This window comes from Novosphingobium sp. DS6-6 (genome assembly GCF_057784975.1).
Window position 1 is genome coordinate 60,619 of the sequence record NZ_JBYNTS010000001.1, and the last position, 16,588, is coordinate 77,206.

At 65.8% G+C, this 16,588-nt stretch carries 14 protein-coding genes; 8 read left to right on the forward strand and 6 right to left on the reverse strand.

The annotated features are described in order from the left end of the window. Window positions 1-2 precede the first annotated feature (2 nt). From hemW to rph, 3 genes are read right to left on the reverse strand one after another with little or no spacing between them, the layout of a single operon-like run. Window positions 3-1,154 (reverse strand): radical SAM family heme chaperone HemW, encoded by a 1,152-nt coding sequence (gene hemW / locus AC3EDY_RS00325; RefSeq protein WP_488570458.1) that lies wholly within the window; start codon window positions 1,152-1,154, stop codon window positions 3-5. Between the two features lie 9 nt (window positions 1,155-1,163). Then, window positions 1,164-1,790 (reverse strand): RdgB/HAM1 family non-canonical purine NTP pyrophosphatase, encoded by a 627-nt coding sequence (gene rdgB, locus AC3EDY_RS00330; protein WP_488570830.1) that lies wholly within the window; start codon window positions 1,788-1,790, stop codon window positions 1,164-1,166. After that, window positions 1,790-2,506 carry a ribonuclease PH gene (gene rph, locus AC3EDY_RS00335; protein ID WP_488570459.1) on the reverse strand — a complete coding sequence of 239 codons (717 nt, stop codon included), beginning with the start codon at window positions 2,504-2,506 and terminating at the stop codon, window positions 1,790-1,792. The genes rdgB and rph overlap by 1 nt, the downstream gene beginning before the upstream one ends. A gap of 117 nt (window positions 2,507-2,623) precedes the next feature. On the opposite strand from rph, the gene hrcA reads away from it, so the two are divergent. The 3 genes from hrcA to AC3EDY_RS00350 all read left to right on the forward strand — a co-directional run bounded on the left by hrcA (window position 2,624) and on the right by AC3EDY_RS00350 (window position 4,612). Beyond that, window positions 2,624-3,688 carry a heat-inducible transcriptional repressor HrcA gene (hrcA, locus tag AC3EDY_RS00340; RefSeq protein WP_488570460.1) on the forward strand — a complete coding sequence of 355 codons (1,065 nt, stop codon included), beginning with the start codon at window positions 2,624-2,626 and terminating at the stop codon, window positions 3,686-3,688. Continuing rightward, complete coding sequence (gene grpE, locus AC3EDY_RS00345; protein ID WP_488570461.1) at window positions 3,685-4,260, forward strand: nucleotide exchange factor GrpE; 576 nt, start codon at window positions 3,685-3,687, stop codon at window positions 4,258-4,260. The genes hrcA and grpE overlap by 4 nt, the downstream gene beginning before the upstream one ends. 100 nt (window positions 4,261-4,360) lie before the next feature. Next, window positions 4,361-4,612, forward strand: coding sequence for a YMGG-like glycine zipper-containing protein (locus AC3EDY_RS00350; RefSeq protein ID WP_488570462.1), 252 nt, complete (start codon window positions 4,361-4,363; stop codon window positions 4,610-4,612). Here AC3EDY_RS00350 and AC3EDY_RS00355 read toward each other — a convergent pair. Continuing rightward, entirely contained in the window at window positions 4,597-5,064 is a 468-nt protein-coding gene (locus AC3EDY_RS00355) for a vgr related protein (RefSeq protein ID WP_488570463.1), read from the reverse strand. The two genes, AC3EDY_RS00350 and AC3EDY_RS00355, sit on opposite strands and share 16 nt — an antisense overlap. Window positions 5,065-5,093: 29 nt before the next feature. Next, on the reverse strand, window positions 5,094-5,669 hold the full coding sequence (locus AC3EDY_RS00360) for a copper chaperone PCu(A)C (protein WP_488570464.1): 576 nt from the start codon (window positions 5,667-5,669) through the stop codon (window positions 5,094-5,096). 177 nt (window positions 5,670-5,846) lie between these two features. Between AC3EDY_RS00360 and dnaK the strand changes: the two genes are divergently transcribed. Both dnaK and dnaJ read left to right on the forward strand, forming a co-directional pair. Next, entirely contained in the window at window positions 5,847-7,754 is a 1,908-nt protein-coding gene (gene dnaK, locus AC3EDY_RS00365) for a molecular chaperone DnaK (RefSeq protein WP_488570465.1), read from the forward strand. A 120-nt stretch (window positions 7,755-7,874) separates the two neighbouring features. Then, on the forward strand, window positions 7,875-8,999 hold the full coding sequence (gene dnaJ, locus AC3EDY_RS00370; RefSeq protein ID WP_488570466.1) for a molecular chaperone DnaJ: 1,125 nt from the start codon (window positions 7,875-7,877) through the stop codon (window positions 8,997-8,999). A gap of 18 nt (window positions 9,000-9,017) precedes the next feature. Here dnaJ and AC3EDY_RS00375 read toward each other — a convergent pair whose 3' ends face one another. Beyond that, the gene (locus AC3EDY_RS00375) at window positions 9,018-11,450 is read right to left on the reverse strand and encodes a patatin-like protein (RefSeq protein WP_488570467.1); all 2,433 of its coding nucleotides are present in this window, start codon (window positions 11,448-11,450) and stop codon (window positions 9,018-9,020) included. Between the two features lie 213 nt (window positions 11,451-11,663). On the opposite strand from AC3EDY_RS00375, the gene AC3EDY_RS00380 reads away from it, so the two are divergent. The 3 genes from AC3EDY_RS00380 to prsR are packed head-to-tail and all read left to right on the forward strand — an operon-like array spanning window position 11,664 to window position 16,587. Beyond that, complete coding sequence (locus AC3EDY_RS00380; protein WP_488570468.1) at window positions 11,664-13,049, forward strand: TIGR03013 family XrtA/PEP-CTERM system glycosyltransferase; 1,386 nt, start codon at window positions 11,664-11,666, stop codon at window positions 13,047-13,049. Between the two features lie 44 nt (window positions 13,050-13,093). Further along, on the forward strand, window positions 13,094-15,214 hold the full coding sequence (gene prsK / locus AC3EDY_RS00385; RefSeq protein ID WP_488570469.1) for an XrtA/PEP-CTERM system histidine kinase PrsK: 2,121 nt from the start codon (window positions 13,094-13,096) through the stop codon (window positions 15,212-15,214). Further along, on the forward strand, window positions 15,211-16,587 hold the full coding sequence (prsR, locus tag AC3EDY_RS00390; RefSeq protein WP_488570470.1) for a PEP-CTERM-box response regulator transcription factor: 1,377 nt from the start codon (window positions 15,211-15,213) through the stop codon (window positions 16,585-16,587). The genes prsK and prsR overlap by 4 nt, the downstream gene beginning before the upstream one ends. Window position 16,588: the final 1 nt, after the last annotated feature.

Here is a 16,588-nt window from a genome sequence, read left to right on the forward strand (position 1 = left end):
GTTCAGGCCACCAGCGTCGCCGGTACAAGCTCGCCCAGCAGTGCATCGAGCAGGAGCATGCCTGCCTCCGTCACGATCAGGCGCGGGCCATCCTCGCGCAGCAGGCCGGCGCGATGGTAAAAGGCGCGCTTGGCGGGATCGATCAACCCCGCTTCGCCAAGGCCGAACCGCGCCGCCAGGGCTGTCACGTCCACGCCTTCGTTCAGGCGCAGGCCCATCAGCAGTGCTTCGCTGGCCTGTTCGGCGCGGCCAAGCCGGCGTTGTTCCACCAGGCCATGCCCCTGTTCGGCCACGGCACGCAGATAGTTCTCCGGTTTCTTGTGCCGCACCGTGGCCGTTTCCAGCCGTCGCCCGTGGGCGCCCGGTCCGATCCCCGCATAGTCGCCATAGCGCCAGTACGTCAGGTTGTGGCGGCTTTCCTCGCCAGGGCGGGCGTGGTTGCTGATTTCATAGGCGGGCAGGCCGGCAGTGCCTGTCATCTCGCGCGTCAGAGCAAAGAGATCGGCGGCGGCATCGTTGTCGAGCGGGGTAAACCGCCCTTCGCGCACCAGCGTGGCAAAGCGGGTGCCCGGCTCGATCGTCAGCTGGTAAAGCGAAAGATGCCCGGTTCCGAGCGCCAGGGCGCGGGCCAGTTCGGCTCGCCAGGTGTCCGGCGTCTGGCCGGGCCGTGCATAGATAAGGTCGAATGTCACCCGCGCGAAATGGCGCTGGGCGATGGCCAGTGCGGCCAGCCCCTCGGCGCTGTCGTGCAGCCGGCCGAGAAAGTGCAGCGTCTCGTCATCCAGCGCCTGAAGCCCGAGCGAGACACGGTTGATGCCCGCATCGGCCAAGGCCGCGAAATTGGCGGCCTCGACGGAAGACGGATTTGCCTCGAGTGTTATCTCGATCGTGTCGGCTAGATGCCAGTGCCGCCCCGCTGCCGCGATCAGCCGCGCCACCAGCGCCGGCGGCATCAACGAGGGCGTACCGCCGCCGAAGAAGATGGAGGTTAGCGCGCGCCCGGGCAGCAGCGCCGCTTCGTGCGCCATGTCGGCCAGCAGTGCCGCTTCCCACGCGACCATGTCATGCTGCGCGCGAACGTGGCTGTTGAAATCGCAATAGGGGCATTTGGCCAGGCAGAACGGCCAGTGGATATAGAGCGCGAGCGGCGGCATCGCCGCAGACTACGCCGTAAACTGCGCGGCGACCAGCTTGGCAAAAGCTCGCGCGCGGTGGCTCATGGCGTTCTTTTCGGCCGGGTCGAGTTCCGCGAAAGTGCGCGTTTCGCCGTTCGGCACGAACACCGGGTCATAGCCGAAACCTGCCGTGCCGCGCGGTGGCCAGGTCAAAGTGCCGTCGATCCGTCCCTCGTAGGTCTGCGCCTCGCCATCGGGCCAGGCCAGCGCCAGCATCGACGTGAACCAGGCGTCGCGCGGCGTATCGGGGCCGAGCTGGGCGAGCTTGCCTTCCACTTTGCCCATGGCCAGATACCAGTCGCGCCCCGGGCCGCCCTCGCGCGGGCCGGCCTGCGCCCAATCGGCTGTGTAGACCCCCGGCGCGCCACCCAGCGCGGCAACGCTCAGCCCGGAATCGTCCGATAGCGCAGGCAGGTTGGCGGCGCGCGCGGCGGCATGCGCCTTGAGCAGCGCGTTCTCGGCAAAAGTCGTGCCGTCTTCATCCGGCTCGGGCAGGCCCAGCTCGCCGGCCGATATGCATGTCATGCCATAGGGTGACAGCAGGGCCTGCATTTCGGCCAGCTTGCCCCGGTTGTGCGTGGCGATGACCAGCTTGCTTGGGCGCAGCCTGCGTATCACCGGGCAACGGCCTGTTCCTGTGCCGCGAATATGTCCGCGCAGCCCAGACGCGCCAGACGGAGCAGGCGCAGCAGGCTTTCCTCGTCATAGGTCGCGCCTTCGGCCGTCGCCTGGACTTCGGCGATGTGGCCCCCTTCGATCAGCACGAAATTGGCATCGGCATCGGCCGAACTGTCTTCCACGTAATCGAGATCGAGCACCGGCGTGCCCTTGACGATGCCGCAGGAAATCGCCGCCACTTTGCGGGTCAGCGGATCGTCGTGCAGTGCCCCGGCATCGAGCAGCTTCTGAACGGCCAGGCGCAGCGCCACCCATGCGCCGGAAATCGCCGCGGTGCGTGTGCCGCCATCGGCCTGGATCACGTCGCAATCCAGCGTGATCTGCCGCTCGCCCAGTTTCTTGAGGTCGGTGACCGCGCGCAACGAGCGGCCGATCAGCCGCTGGATTTCCTGAGTGCGGCCCGATTGCCTGCCTTTCGCCGCCTCGCGGCTCCCGCGGGTGTGGGTGGCGCGGGGCAGCATCGAATATTCCGCCGTCACCCAGCCCTCGCCCTTGCCGCGCAGGAACGGCGGTACACGTTCCTCAACAGATGCCGTCACCAGTACCTTGGTGTCACCGAACCCGATCAGCACCGAGCCTTCGGCGTGCTTGGTGAAATGGGTTTCGATCGCGATGGCCCGCATCTGATCGGGGGAGCGGCCGGAAGGGCGCATGGTGAACGGTTCCTTGATCTGGGCTGTTGAATGCGCCCGCCGCCTTGGCCGATTGCGCGCCCAGCCGCAAGCAAATCCCTTGAGCCTGCCGCCAGGGGGCCTACATATGGGCATGGTATGAACGGCCCCACCCTCACCGAACTGTCCAACCGCGCCCGCGACATTTTCCGCCTCGTGGTGGAAGGCTATATCGCCTCGGGCCAGCCAGTCGGGTCGAAGACTCTTGCGGGTACCGGCGGGGTCAACCTGTCGCCGGCTTCGATCCGTTCGGTCCTGCAGGAGTTGCAGGACGCCGGGCTGCTGGCCGCACCTCATACCAGCGCGGGCCGCATGCCCACCGAAATGGGCCTGCGCCTGTTCGTAGACGGCATCATGCAGGTGGCCGAACCCACGCAGGCCGAACGCGCGCAGATCGAGCGCGGCCTTGCCACCGGCGGCACGATCGAGGCGGCGCTGGCCGCGGCGACGACGGCGCTGTCGGAGCTATCGGCCGGGGCCGGCGTGATCATGGTGCCCCGCCGCGAGCCGCGGCTGGTGCAACTGTCGTTCGTGCCGCTGGCGCCCGCGCGCGCACTGGCCGTGCTGGTGGCGGAAGACGGCGGGATCGAGAACCGGCTGATCGATCTGCCCGCGCCGACGCCTGCGTTCGTGCTGGAACAGGCGTCCAACTATCTCACCGCGCGGCTTGCCGGCCGCACCCTGAGCGAAGCCGTTGCCGTCATTCGCGGCGAAATCGCCGGCGGGCGCAGCGCGCTCGATGCGGCGAGTGCCGATCTCGTGCAGCGCGGCCTCGTTGTATGGACGATGGACGCGGCGCAGCGGCCGGTGCTGGTCGTGCGCGGACAGGCCAACCTGCTGGACGAAACCGCGCTTGGCGACATCGAGCGCGTGCGTCTGCTGCTTGACGAACTGGAAAGCGCCGAAGCGATCGCCGGCGTGCTCGACGCCGCGCGCGAGGCGCAGGCCACGCGTATTTTCATCGGCAGCGAAAACCGCCTGTTCTCGCTGTCGGGCTCGTCGGTCATCGCTTCGCCCTGGCGTGACGGGGAAGGGCGCGTGGTCGGCGTGGTCGGCGTGATAGGGCCAACGCGGTTGAATTATGCGCGCGTCGTCCCCATGGTGGATTTCACCGCCCAGTCACTGGGCAAGCTCATCGCACAAGACGGATTTTCACGCAAATGACGGATAACGAGACGCGCCCCCATGACCCTGAAATGGAAGCCGAACTGGCTGGCGTGCCCGAGGATTTGAAGGAATCCGGCGCAGCCCCGGCCGACGATCCGGCAAGCGAACTTGCCGCGCTGCGCGATTCGCTGGAAGCGGCCCGCCAGGATGTGCTCTATGCCAAGGCGGAAACGCAGAACGTGCGGCGGCGTCTTGAGAAGGATATCGCCGATGCGCGCGCCTATGCCGCCACCGCTTTTGCCCGCGATATCCTGTCGGTGGCCGATAATCTCGCCCGCGCGCTCGAAACCATTCCGGCCGACCTGCGCGACGACGAGAAATTCAAGAGCCTGGTCACCGGCCTAGAAGCCACCGGCCGCGAGATCGAGAAGGTCTTCGGCAACCACGGTATCGCGCGCATCGCCGCCAGGGGATTGCCGCTCGATCCGCATCACCATCAGGCGATGATGGAAGTGCCCTCGGCCGAGCACGAGCCCGGCACGGTAATTCAGGAGCTGCAGGCCGGCTACACCATCAAGGACCGGCTGCTACGCCCCGCGATGGTGGTCGTCGCCAAGAAGCCCGACTGAAACTCCGACCGCGGCTTCGGGTTCCGTCATCGCCTGGAACCAACCTGGGCGCTCCATCGTAAACCGTTCGTGACGACGGGAGGCAGATGGAGAATCTCTGATGAACAGGAAGCTTCTGATTCCTGCGTCGATGGTTCTGGCGGCGCTTTCCCTCGGCGGCTGCGCGCGCAACTATGCGGGCGAGGGAGGCCTGGCCGGGGCCGGCGTCGGCGCTGCGGTGGCAGGCATTTCCGGCGGCAATGTCGGCACCGGGGCCGTCATCGGCGGGGCGGTTGGCGCAGTGGCCGGTTCGCAGGTCGACAAGGACTGCTGGCGCCGCGATGCCGACGGGCGCCGTTACCGCGCCTGCTGATCGAACGGCAGCACGGCCCGATAGGCTGCCAGCGGCGGCTTGTCGGGCAGGTGCGCACCCCGCTGCAACAGGAACGCGTGACGGACAATCTCGGCCTGCTGTTCCAGGCCATAGCGGGCAAAGGGCCTGCCGGGCGCCAGCACATAGCCATAGCGGCAGAACGGATGGCGGCGCAGTGGCAGGAAAACGCCATGCTGCCATTGCCACACGTGGCACAGCTCGTGAATAAACAGCCCCTGCAACGACAGGCCGGCTTGCGAGAAATCGTCGGACCAGCAATCGGCGCGGGGATGGAAATGAATGTGCCCCATCGGGGCCATGACCACATTTGCCGGCTGCAACGGCCACCAGCGCCGGCGCCGCAGCGTCACCCGCGGCCAGGCGATCGCGTCGCCATAGATGCTGCGGGCCAGTTCCACTTCGCCAACGGATAGAGGGCGGGCGGTTCTCATGATCCGGTCGTCGCTACCGCGACCGGGCGCTACATCCCCTCCATCTCATGCTCGCCGTGATGCTCGCCATGATGCTCAGTTGCCGGGGCGCTATCGACAGCACTGGCACCCGGTGCCACGACTTTGGCCTTGACGGTAGCCTTGTCGCCATTGTCGAGCGTGATGGTCAATTCCGCCACCCCGCCGGCTTTCAGCGTCGGTGCCAGGTCGAACAGCATGACATGATTGCCGCCAGGCTTGAATTCCACGCTCCTGCCCGATTCCAGCGGCACCTGCATCAACGGTGTCATCTGCATCATGCCGTCCTTCATCGTGTTCTGATGCATTTCGGCGCGCTCTGCGCCATCTACATGCACCGCAACCAGGTGGCGCATCGGGCCGCTGCCCTGGGCCACGGTGAAATAGGCCGCGCCCGGATTGCCGGCCACGGCGGGCAGTTGCACCACGGCGTCGGTCAACGTCGTCCCCGGCGCGTTTTCAGGGGTGGCGTCAAGGCTTGCCGTCGCGCTCGGGCCGCCGTCGGGGGCAGGTTTGCCGCACCCTGCCACTGCCGAAAACAAGGCAATGGCGAACATGGTCGATCCGGCTGGAACGGGTGCGCGCATACGAGGCCATCCTTATTCAAAGCGGCGAGAAAATCTGGCGGAGCCATAGCATGCGCGGGGCTTGTGCCAAGCGCAAGCGCACCTATATCCCGCCCGTAACGAGCCGCCAAGGTGGTGCCTGCCCACATGGGGGACGCCCGGTTTAGCGGTGTCAACACGCGAAGGATATGGGGAAACATGGCTAAAGTTATCGGTATCGATCTTGGCACGACCAACAGCTGCGTCGCCGTGATGGACGGCGGCACGCCCAAGGTCATCGAAAATTCGGAAGGCGCCCGCACGACGCCTTCGATCGTGGCCTTTACCAAGGATGGCGAGCGGCTGATCGGTCAGCCCGCCAAGCGCCAGGCCGTGACCAATCCCGACAATACGATCTTTGCGGTCAAGCGTCTGATCGGCCGTCGTTTCGACGATCCGCTGACCCAGAAGGACACCCAACTGGTGCCCTACACGATCACCAAGGGCAAGAACGGCGACGCCTGGGTAAGCGCAGGCGGGCAGGACTACAGCCCTTCGCAGATCTCGGCCTTCACCTTGCAGAAGATGAAGGAAACCGCCGAAAGCTATCTCGGCGAGACCGTGACTCAGGCGGTCATCACCGTGCCGGCCTATTTCAACGACGCGCAACGCCAGGCGACCAAGGATGCCGGGCAGATCGCCGGCCTTGAAGTGCTGCGCATCATCAACGAGCCGACCGCGGCAGCGCTGGCCTATGGCCTCGACAAGCAGGACGGCAAGACCATTGCCGTCTACGATCTCGGCGGTGGTACCTTCGACATCTCCATCCTCGAAATCGGCGATGGCGTTTTCGAAGTGAAGTCGACCAATGGCGATACGTTCCTGGGCGGCGAAGATTTCGATACGGCGCTGGTCGAATATCTGGCGGACAAGTTCAAAAGCAAGGAAGGCCTGGATCTGCGCGGCGACAAGCTTGCGCTCCAGCGCCTCAAGGAAGCGGCGGAAAAGGCCAAGATCGAGTTGTCCTCGGCCCAGACCACCGAAATCAACCTTCCGTTCATCACCGCCCGCATGGAAGGCGGCAGCACCACGCCGTTGCATCTGGTGGAAACGATCAGCCGCGCCGATCTGGAACGCCTGGTGGCCAAGCTGATCGACCGCACGCTCGAGCCCTGCCGCAAGGCGCTGGCCGACGCCGGCCTTTCGGCCAAGGACGTTGACGACGTGGTGCTCGTGGGCGGCATGACCCGCATGCCCCGCGTGCGCGAAGTGGTGAAGGACTTTTTCGGCAAGGATCCGCACACCGGCGTGAACCCTGACGAAGTCGTGGCCATGGGGGCTGCGATCCAGGCCGGCGTCCTGCAGGGCGATGTCAAGGACGTGCTGCTGCTCGACGTGACGCCGCTTTCGCTGGGCATCGAAACGCTGGGCGGCATCATGACCAAGATGATCGACCGCAACACCACGATCCCCACCAAGAAGAGCCAGGTCTATTCCACCGCGGAAGACAACCAGCAGGCCGTGACGATCCGGGTGTTCCAGGGCGAGCGCGAAATGGCGCAGGACAACAAGCTGCTCGGCCAGTTCGATCTGGTCGGCATTCCGCCCGCGCGGCGCGGCGTGCCGCAGATCGAAGTGACGTTCGATATCGACGCCAACGGCATCGTCAACGTTTCGGCCAAGGACAAGGGCACCGGCAAGGAACAGCAGATCCGCATCCAGGCCTCGGGCGGCCTGTCGGATGCCGATATCGACCAGATGGTTCGCGATGCCGAAAAGTTCGCGGCCGAGGACAAGAAGCGCCGCGAGGCTGCCGAGGCCAAGAACAATGCCGAAAGCCTGGTACATGCCACCGAGCGGCAGCTTGAAGAGCATGGCGACAAGGTGGACGCGGGCCTCAAGGCCGAGATCGAGGCGGCGCTGGCCGAGGCCAGGACCGCGATCGAAAGCGGCAATGTCGACGATATGAATGCCAAGACCCAGGCGCTGACCGAAAAGGCGATGAAGCTGGGCCAGGCGATCTACGAAAAGGAACAGGCCGGCGCGGCCTCGCCCGGGGCCGAGGCGCCCAAGGACGATGGCGTTGTCGACGCCGAGTTTTCGGAAGTGGACGACACCAAGGCTTGATCTGCAACATGATCCCCTCCCTTGTCGCGCATTGTGGCGGGGGAAGGGGAGAGGGGACCAGGAACGCCTTTTCATGGCATTCGCCCAGGCCCTCTCCCCTCGCGGGGCGAGGGCTTTCTTATGGCAGTTGAAGCCGATTATTACGAATTGCTGGAAGTGGAACGGACGGCCGACGACAAGGTCATCAAATCCGCGTTCCGCAAGCTGGCGATGAAATACCACCCCGACAAGAACCCGGGGTGCCGCGACTCCGAAGCCCGGTTCAAGCAGATCAACGAGGCTTATGCCTGCCTCTCCGACCCGCAAAAGCGGGCGGCCTATGATCGCTATGGCCATGCCGCGTTTCAGCAGGGCGGGCCCGGTGGTGGATTTTCCGGCAGCGAATTCAGCGACATCGGCGATATATTCGAAACGATCTTTGGCGGTGCTTTCGGCGGTGGCGGCAGGCAGCAGGGTCGGCGTGGCGCCGATCTGCGCTATGACATGGAAGTAACGCTTGAAGAGGCGTTCCATGGCAAGACAGCCGAAATCACGGTCGAAGTGTCGCAGACGTGCGAGCCCTGCAACGGTTCGGGCGCCACGCCGGGCACTTCGGCACGGCGCTGCAACCTGTGCGGCGGGCATGGCAAGGTACGCGCGCAGCAGGGCTTCTTCATGGTCGAACGCGCCTGCCCCAATTGCCACGGGCGCGGCGAGGTGATCGAAAAGCCCTGCCGCCATTGCCGTGGCGAAGGACGCGTCGATCTGCCCCAGACTCTGGCCGTTGACATTCCCGCGGGCGTCGATACCGGCACGCGCATCCGCCTTGCCGGCAAGGGCGAAGCCGGCCCGAACGGCGCCCCGCCGGGCGATCTGTACATTTTCCTGCATATCGCCCGTCACCGGATGTTCGAACGCGACGGCACGACATTGCTGACCCGAGCCCCGATCAGTTTCACCACGGCGGCGCTGGGCGGGGAAATCCAGATTCCAGGCCTCGATGGCAGCCGTCACACCATCGAGATCCCCGCCGGCATCCAGTCGGGCAAGCAATTGCGCAAGCGCGGCGCCGGCATGCCCGTGTTGCAGGGGCGCGGCACGGGCGATCTCGTGGTGGAAATACAGGTCGAAACGCCCACCAAGCTTTCGGCCCGCCAGCGTGAATTGCTGCGGGAATTCCAGGCCACCGAAACCGGCGAGGAGTGCCCGCAATCCAAGGGCTTTTTCGAGCGGATCAAGGATGCCTGGACCGATTTGACCGAATAGGCGGCCTGGCGCTTTGCCTCAATCCTCCGGCGCGGCTTCCTTCCGGGACGAAAACGAGGGGGAACGGGGAAAGCCGGGGGCATCCGGCCTTGCAAAGCGCGCATTCACTTCGGCTTTCAGGCCGGTCACCAGATCGGGATCGGCCGTCAGGTGCGGCGCTTCCTCGTCCAGAATGGCCAGGAACGCATCGCGTTTGAAATCTTCCGCCAGAGCCGGGTCGAGCGGGGTGTCGAGCGATGAGCATATCATGTCGATCAACCGCTCCGCCCCGTTCAGCCGGCCCCACAGATAATCGTTTTCCCGCCAGGCGCGGCTGAAAAACGCACCGAAGTGCGTGAAGGCGATGCCCTTGAGGCAGGCCCGCGTGCCGCCGCCACGGATCGCGGTGGCGTCTTCGGGCGAAATGCGATCCACTTTGACCGGGTCGAACTCGCCCAGGCCATCGCCCTGGAACAGGGGCAGCGTGGCCACATCATAGAACGGGAAGCCGAGATAGGCGTGCAGGAAGCGGCGGCGCAGGGGTTTGCCCATGGCCGACAAGGCGTGCACGAACAGCCCGTCCACTTCATCGTCCAGCCGTGCCAGATCGCGCCGCGCGGCGATCGCGGAAAGCACCGCGCCAGGGTCTTCGCGCACCACGGCGGCGCTGGCGGCAAAGCCGGGGCCGAGCCCCGGCAGGCTGGCCCGCGCCTGATACAATCCCTGCGCGCGATAGATCACGTCGCGCGTCGCCTCGCGCGCGGCCGGATCGATCTGCGCCGCCTCGTCCCAATCGGCCGTCAGCCGGCGAGCCAGCAGCTTGAGACGGCGGACGCGAAAGCCCAGGTCATGCGCGCGGAAAAAGGCGATGGCCTGCGTCGTGGCGCCACCGCCCGGCGCGCTCAGGTTATCCAGTCCCTGGCGGGCCAGATGCCGCCATAGCACCTCTTCCACGCCCTGGTTGTCGTCGGCCGGCAGGGCCTGGGCGATCACGTCGGCCAGATCGTCGACAATGCCGGCCAGCTTGACCTGGGCATAGCCGTGAAAGGCATAGCCGGCCTGCTGCGCGGCGGCCTGCTGTGCCCGGGCGCGCCAGGCGATCAGCCGCTTCGGACTGGGCCTGTCAAAGAACAGCGTATGGCCGAACAGGCGCGCCACGGTCTCTTCGATCTCCGGCTCGAGCGCATCGACGATCGCCCGCAGCCGCAGCCGGTCGCGCGATTGCCGCTCAAGCGCTTCCAGGTTGTCGCGGATCGGCTGTTCGCGCGGGATAGTGGACAGCGCACCGAAAATGGCGGCAAGAAAGCCCACCGGTGCGGCCGGGCGCGGTCCTTCTGCCGGCGTACGTGGCGCCGGGTCGAGATAGACGAAGCGCCGGTCGACCTCGCGCCGCGACGGGCGGCGGGACAGCGCGGCCACGGCCGGGGCAAACGGGCGGTTCACCAGCACCGCGCCGTCCACCAGCGCGGCCTGGTCCAGCGTGCCCCTTCGCCAGCGCTGCGGCATGATCCGTTGCAGAAAAGCCGAACGGCCGGGCCAGGGTTCGGCGCGTTCGGTCACCAGCCGGTCGATCTCGGCCACGGTCAGCGGCGGAAAGGCGCCCGGAAAGCTGGCCGTCGCGCGCGCTGCCATCACCAGTTCGGGCAACGGTGCCAGCGCCTCGCCGGTATGGGCGCGCGCCTCGGCGCGAAACCCGATGGCCAGGCGGTGCTCGTTCTCTTCCACCAACGGTGGGCTGTTGAGACGCAAGGGGGCGGGGTGCCCGGCAAAATCGGTGGCCGTTACCATCAGGTCGATGGGGTGGCCCGGCGGCAGGAGCGGAGCGGCATTGCCGCTGCGCGCCATGGCGTCCAGCGCCTCGGCAAGCAGGCGCGAAAAGCCGATGCCGCTGAACGGCGGGGCGAACCAGCGCGCGCGGATCAGGCGCGAAACCTTGCGCCGCACTTCGCCGCCGATATTCGACAGGCGGGTTTCGGCCGCTACCTGCCGCGCCAGCTCGCTGCCCGAGGGGCGCAGGGCCGGCCAGCGCAGTACGGCCCATACCAGCGGCTGGGCCCAGAACTTGGCAAAGCGGCCCCATGGCCGGGCATCGGGATCGAGCAGCACGTCGCTGTCCGCCCGGGTCAGCCACAGCCGGGTGAGAGGCTCCAGGCTCTGCCCCGTGGCCAGGGCCTGGGCCAGGAAGACGGCATTGATCCCTCCGGCGCTCGCCCCCGAAAGAATGTCGACCAGCACGCGCAGGCGCAGATCGCGCTCGGCTTCTATCGTGTGCAGCAGGCGTACCCACACATCTTCGATGCCCGGCAGCGGCGCGATCCCGGGAAGAAGCGCCGGGGCGGTGGCGGGTTTGGCATGAACGGCGCGACTGGCGCGCGAAAGATGCCATAATTCCTTGGTGACCCCGTGCATGTAGACCGCCAGGCTGATGCCGCCGGTGGATACTAGGGCTAGTCGCAGTTCTTTCTGCCGCATGGACGCATGCATGGCAGGGATTGACGCGCACGGCCAGTAGGGACGAAGCCAGTAGGGATGAAAGCCGGCAGGGACGGGGGATTTCCGGAAAGGATGTAAGACGGCCCGACGCCATTAACCTTGACGTGTCAAGTTTACCGACAATTTACGCAAGGGCCGCTATGCCGTTGTCGACAAAAGCCTTGAAGCGCCTAGCGGGATGACCCTGGCCCGATGATCCGCCTGTTCAAACACTATATCCCCAATGCCGTTTTCCTGCTGGGGATCATCGATTTCTGGCTGCTGATGCTTGCCGGCGAACTGGGCTGGACAGTGCGCGCGCACCAGATCGGCATCGATGTCGGCTATCCCGGCGATCGCATCTGGCCGCTGCTGGCCTATGCCGGCGTCGTGCATACCGCCATGGTCGCCGTAGGCGTCTATGGTTCCGATGCGCTGCGCTCGATCCGCTATGCCACGGCGCGGCTGATGGTGGCGGTCAGCCTGGGCATCATCGCGGTATCGGTGGTCTATTTCATGATCCCCGGGCGCACGCTGTGGCGGTCAAACCTGTTCTACGCGATGGTCTTCTCGCTCGTCTTCCTGGTGGGCGTGCGGCTGGTGCTGGGCGGTTTTCTGGGCACCGCCGCCTTTCGTCGCCGCGTGCTGGTCCTGGGCGCCGGGCACCGGGCCGCCAGGCTGCGCAAGCTGGGCGAGCGGCCCGAGGCCGGCTTCGTCATTGTCGGCTACGTGGCGATGAAAACGCAGACGCCGGTGGTCGAAGAAGCGATCAGCCGCGATGCATTGCCCAACCTCACGCGCTTTGTCGAAAACCTGGGCGTGAGCGAGGTGGTCCTGGCGCTCGAGGAACGCCGCAACGCGCTGCCGCTCAAGGATCTGCTGCGCATCAAGACCACCGGCGTGCACGTCAACGATTTTTCCACCTTCGTCGAACGCGAAACCGGGCGCGTCGATCTCGACACGGTCAATCCCAGCTGGCTGATCTTTTCCGATGGCTTCTCGTCGGGCCGGATGCTGTCGGGCGCGGTCAAGCGCCTGTTCGACATATGTGCCAGCCTGCTGTTGCTGCTGCTGACGGCACCAGTCATCCTGCTGTTCGCGATCCTGGTCAAGCTCGACAGTAAAGGCCCGGCGTTCTTCCGGCAAACCCGCGTCGGACTTTACGGAGAGACGTTCAATCTGATCAAGCTGCGCTCGATGCGCATCGATGCCGAGGCCGCCGGCGCGCAGTGGGCGACCAAGAACGACCCCCGCGTCACGCGCATCGGCCGCCTGATCCGCAAGCTGCGCATCGACGAGCTGCCGCAGACCTGGACGGTTCTGAAAGGCCAGATGAGCTTTGTCGGCCCGCGTCCCGAGCGGCCCGAATTCGTGTTCGATCTCGAACAGCACCTGCCCTATTATGCCGAACGCCATATGGTGAAGCCGGGCATAACCGGCTGGGCGCAGATCAACTATCCCTATGGCGCCTCGATCGAGGACGCGCGCCACAAGCTCGAATACGATCTTTATTACGCCAAGAATTATACGCCGTTTCTCGATCTTCTGATCCTGCTGCAGACCTTGCGTGTCGTTCTCTGGCACGAAGGCGCCCGCTGAGGCCGATGGCCATGCATGCCCCTGCCGCGTCTGTCGGATCATCCATGGGATTGGGCCAATGGATCTTTGCGGCGGCCGCTTTCGGTGCTCTCGTTCTGGGCATGTGGCAGATCGAGCGGCAGCGGCGCGGCCGGCCTGTCAGCCGCGTGGCCATCGGTGCCGTGCTGGTCAGCGCGGTCTGGGCACTGCTGGAAGCGGCGTTCGGCCCGTTGCATCCCCTGCCGTTGCTGGGCGACGTCGTGCGCAATCTTTCCTGGCTGCTGGTCGTCTATCGCCTGTTCGCGCGAGACGGGCGGCATGAATCGGTGGCACCGGTGCGGCCCGTGCTGGTGGTGCTGGCCATCGTCGAATTGCTGCAACTGGTGCTGATGGCGCTCAACTGGCGCTACGAGGCCATCGCGCCGGCGGTGGAGATGATCTTCCAGATTTCGGTCATGCTGCGTCTGCTGATGGTGACCGGCGCTTTGGTGCTGGTGCACAATCTCTATGCCGGGGCGATGACTGCCCAGCGCGCGGCCGTACGGTGGACATGCGCCGCGCTGGCGCTGATCTGGGGTTACGATCTCAATTTCTACACGATCGCCTATCTGGTGCGCGGCGTGCCGGCCGAGCTGGTAGGTCTGCGCGCCATGGCCGCCTTGATCGGCATCGTCCTTCTGGCCATCGGCGCGGCGCGCGAACGTGCCGCCGGGCGCTTTTCACCCTCGCGAGTCGTGGCGTTCCAGTCGCTCTCGCTGCTGGTGATCGGTGGCTACATGCTGGTCATGGTGGGTGTGGCGCAATCGGTTGCCTGGCTGGGTGGCAGCGCCACGATGCTCACCCAGCTTGGCTTTGCCTTTGCCAGCACGGTGCTGATCTTGGCCCTGATGCCCGCGGGGCGGCTGCGTGGCTGGCTCAACGTCATGGTGTCCAAGCACTTTTTCCAGCATCGTTACGATTACCGGGCGGAATGGCTGCGCTTTACCAACACGATCGGCCGGGGCGGCGCCAAGGGGGCCGGCGCGGCCGATGATGCCGTGCCGCTGCATGCGCGCGTCGTTCAGGCCCTGGCCGATATCACCGACAGCGCGCGTGGCGCCTTGCTCGTTCCGTGCGACAGCGGCGAACTGGTACTGGCGGCGCGCTGGCAGTGGCCCACGCTCGATGTGCCTGCCCACGCCATGAGCGCGGCCGACGCGGCGTTTTTCGAAAAGTGCGGTTTCATCGTCGATCTCGACGAAGTGCGGAGCGGCGTGGATCACCAGGGCGAGGCGCAGGTCACTCCCCGCTGGATGATTGCGGAAGACGCCATCTGGGCTCTCGTTCCCCTGCTTCATTTCGACCGATTGGTGGGCCTGGTCATGCTCGGCCGGCCGGCGCTGGCGCGCAAGCTCGATTGGGAAGACTTCGATCTCCTGCGCGTGGTTGGCCACCAGCTGGCAAGCTATATCGCCGAAAGCAACGGCCAGATCGCCCTGCTCGAAGCCAGCCGGTTCGACGAGTTCAACCGCCGCATCGCGTTCGTCATGCACGATATCAAGAACCTGGCCAGCCAGCTTGGCCTGCTGGCCCGCAATGCAGAGCGGCACGCCGACAATCCCGAGTTCCGCAAGGACATGCTGGTGACGCTCGGCAATTCGGCGGACAAGCTCAACGCACTGATTGCCCGCCTCTCGCGCTATGGGGCGGGCAATGTCGACCAACTGGCCCCGGTCGATGCCCTCGCTGTGGCCCAGGCGCTGGCCGCGCGCTGGCCCCATGGCGTTGCCGGTGCGCAGGTGGTCGCGGCACCGGGCGAACCGTGCGTGGTAATGGCCCACCGCGAAACGCTCGATCAGGTGCTGACCCATCTGGTGCAAAACGCTATCGATGCCAGCCGGCCAGGTGGCGCGGCGGTGGTGCAGGTGCGCCAAGAGGGGCTTCATGGCTGCATCGACGTGATCGATAGCGGCAGCGGCATGAGCGCAGAATTCGTCCAGGGCGGCCTGTTCAAGCCCTTCGTCTCCACCAAGCCGGGCGGCTTTGGCATCGGCGCGTTCGAGGCGCGCGAACTGGTGCGTGCCATGCGCGGACGGCTCGACGTGGAAAGCCGTGAAGGGCTGGGCAGCCGCTTTTCGGTACGGCTGCCGCTGGCCAGCACCGCCACCTTTGCCCATTCGGATTCCCAGCAGGAAATTGCACGATGACCGATGCCCGTTCCAGGCCTTTGCCCAAGCTGCTCATCGTGGAAGACGATCCCGGCCTTCAGGCACAGCTGAAATGGGCCTATGACGATTTCGAAGTATTCATCGCCGGTGATCGCGCCGCCGCGTTGACGTTGTTGCGCGCCGAAGAGCCGCCCGTCGTAACGCTCGATCTGGGCCTGCCGCCCGATCCCGACGGCGTGAGCGAAGGCTTCGCCGTGCTGGACGAGATCATGGCGATCAAGCCGGATACCAAAGTGATCGTCGCGTCGGGACACGGCGCGCGCGAATCCGCTTTGCGCGCGGTGGCGCAGGGCGCCTATGATTTCTATCCCAAACCGGTCGATATCGATGCGCTGGGCCTGATCGTGCGCCGGGCCTTGCATCTCCACCGCCTTGAAGCGGAAAACCGTGCGCTCGCCACCCGCGCCCCGGCCGACAACCGCGTGCTGGGCCGGATGATCACCGCCGCGCCGGAAATGGTGAAAGTGGCCCGCACGATCGAGCGCGTGGCCAATACCAACGTCTCGGTCATGCTGCTGGGCGCCAGCGGCACGGGCAAGGAACTGCTGGCGCGCGGCCTGCACGAGGCATCGGGCCGGGCCAATGGCGCCTTCATCGCCATCAACTGCGCGGCAATTCCGGAAAATCTGCTGGAAAGCGAACTGTTCGGCCATGAAAAGGGCGCTTTCACCGGCGCCGTCAAGACCACCGAAGGCAAGATCGAGCAAGCCGACGGCGGCACCCTGTTTCTCGACGAAGTGGGCGACATCCCGCTTCAGCTTCAGGTCAAGCTGTTGCGCTTTCTGCAGGAACGCACGATCGAGCGGATCGGCGGCCGCCGCTCCATTGCGGTCGACACGCGCATCGTCTGCGCCACGCACCAGAACCTGGAAGCGATGATTGCCGACGGGCGCTTTCGCGAAGACCTGTGGTATCGCCTGGCCGAAATCGTTATCAGGATCCCGAGCCTTGCCGAACGGCCAGGCGATGCGACGCTGCTGGCCAAGGCCTTTCTCACCCGCTTTGCCGCGCAGATGAACCCGGCGGTGAAAGGCTTTGCGCCCGATGCCCTGGCGGCGATCGACAGCTGGGGCTGGCCCGGCAACGTGCGCGAGCTGGAAAACCGGGTAAAGCGCGCGGTGATCATGGCCGATGGCCGGCTGGTCGCCGCGGCCGATCTCGATCTTCCATCGGGCGATGCCGGGGCGGAAAACCCGCTCAATCTGAAAGCCGTGCGCGAGGCGGCCGATCGCAAGGCCATCCGCCACGCGCTGGCGCGCAGCGAAGGCAACATTTCCAGCACGGCGCGGCTGCTCGGTATCAGCCGGCCCACGCTCTATGACCTGCTCAAGCAGTATGACATGCAAAACTGAT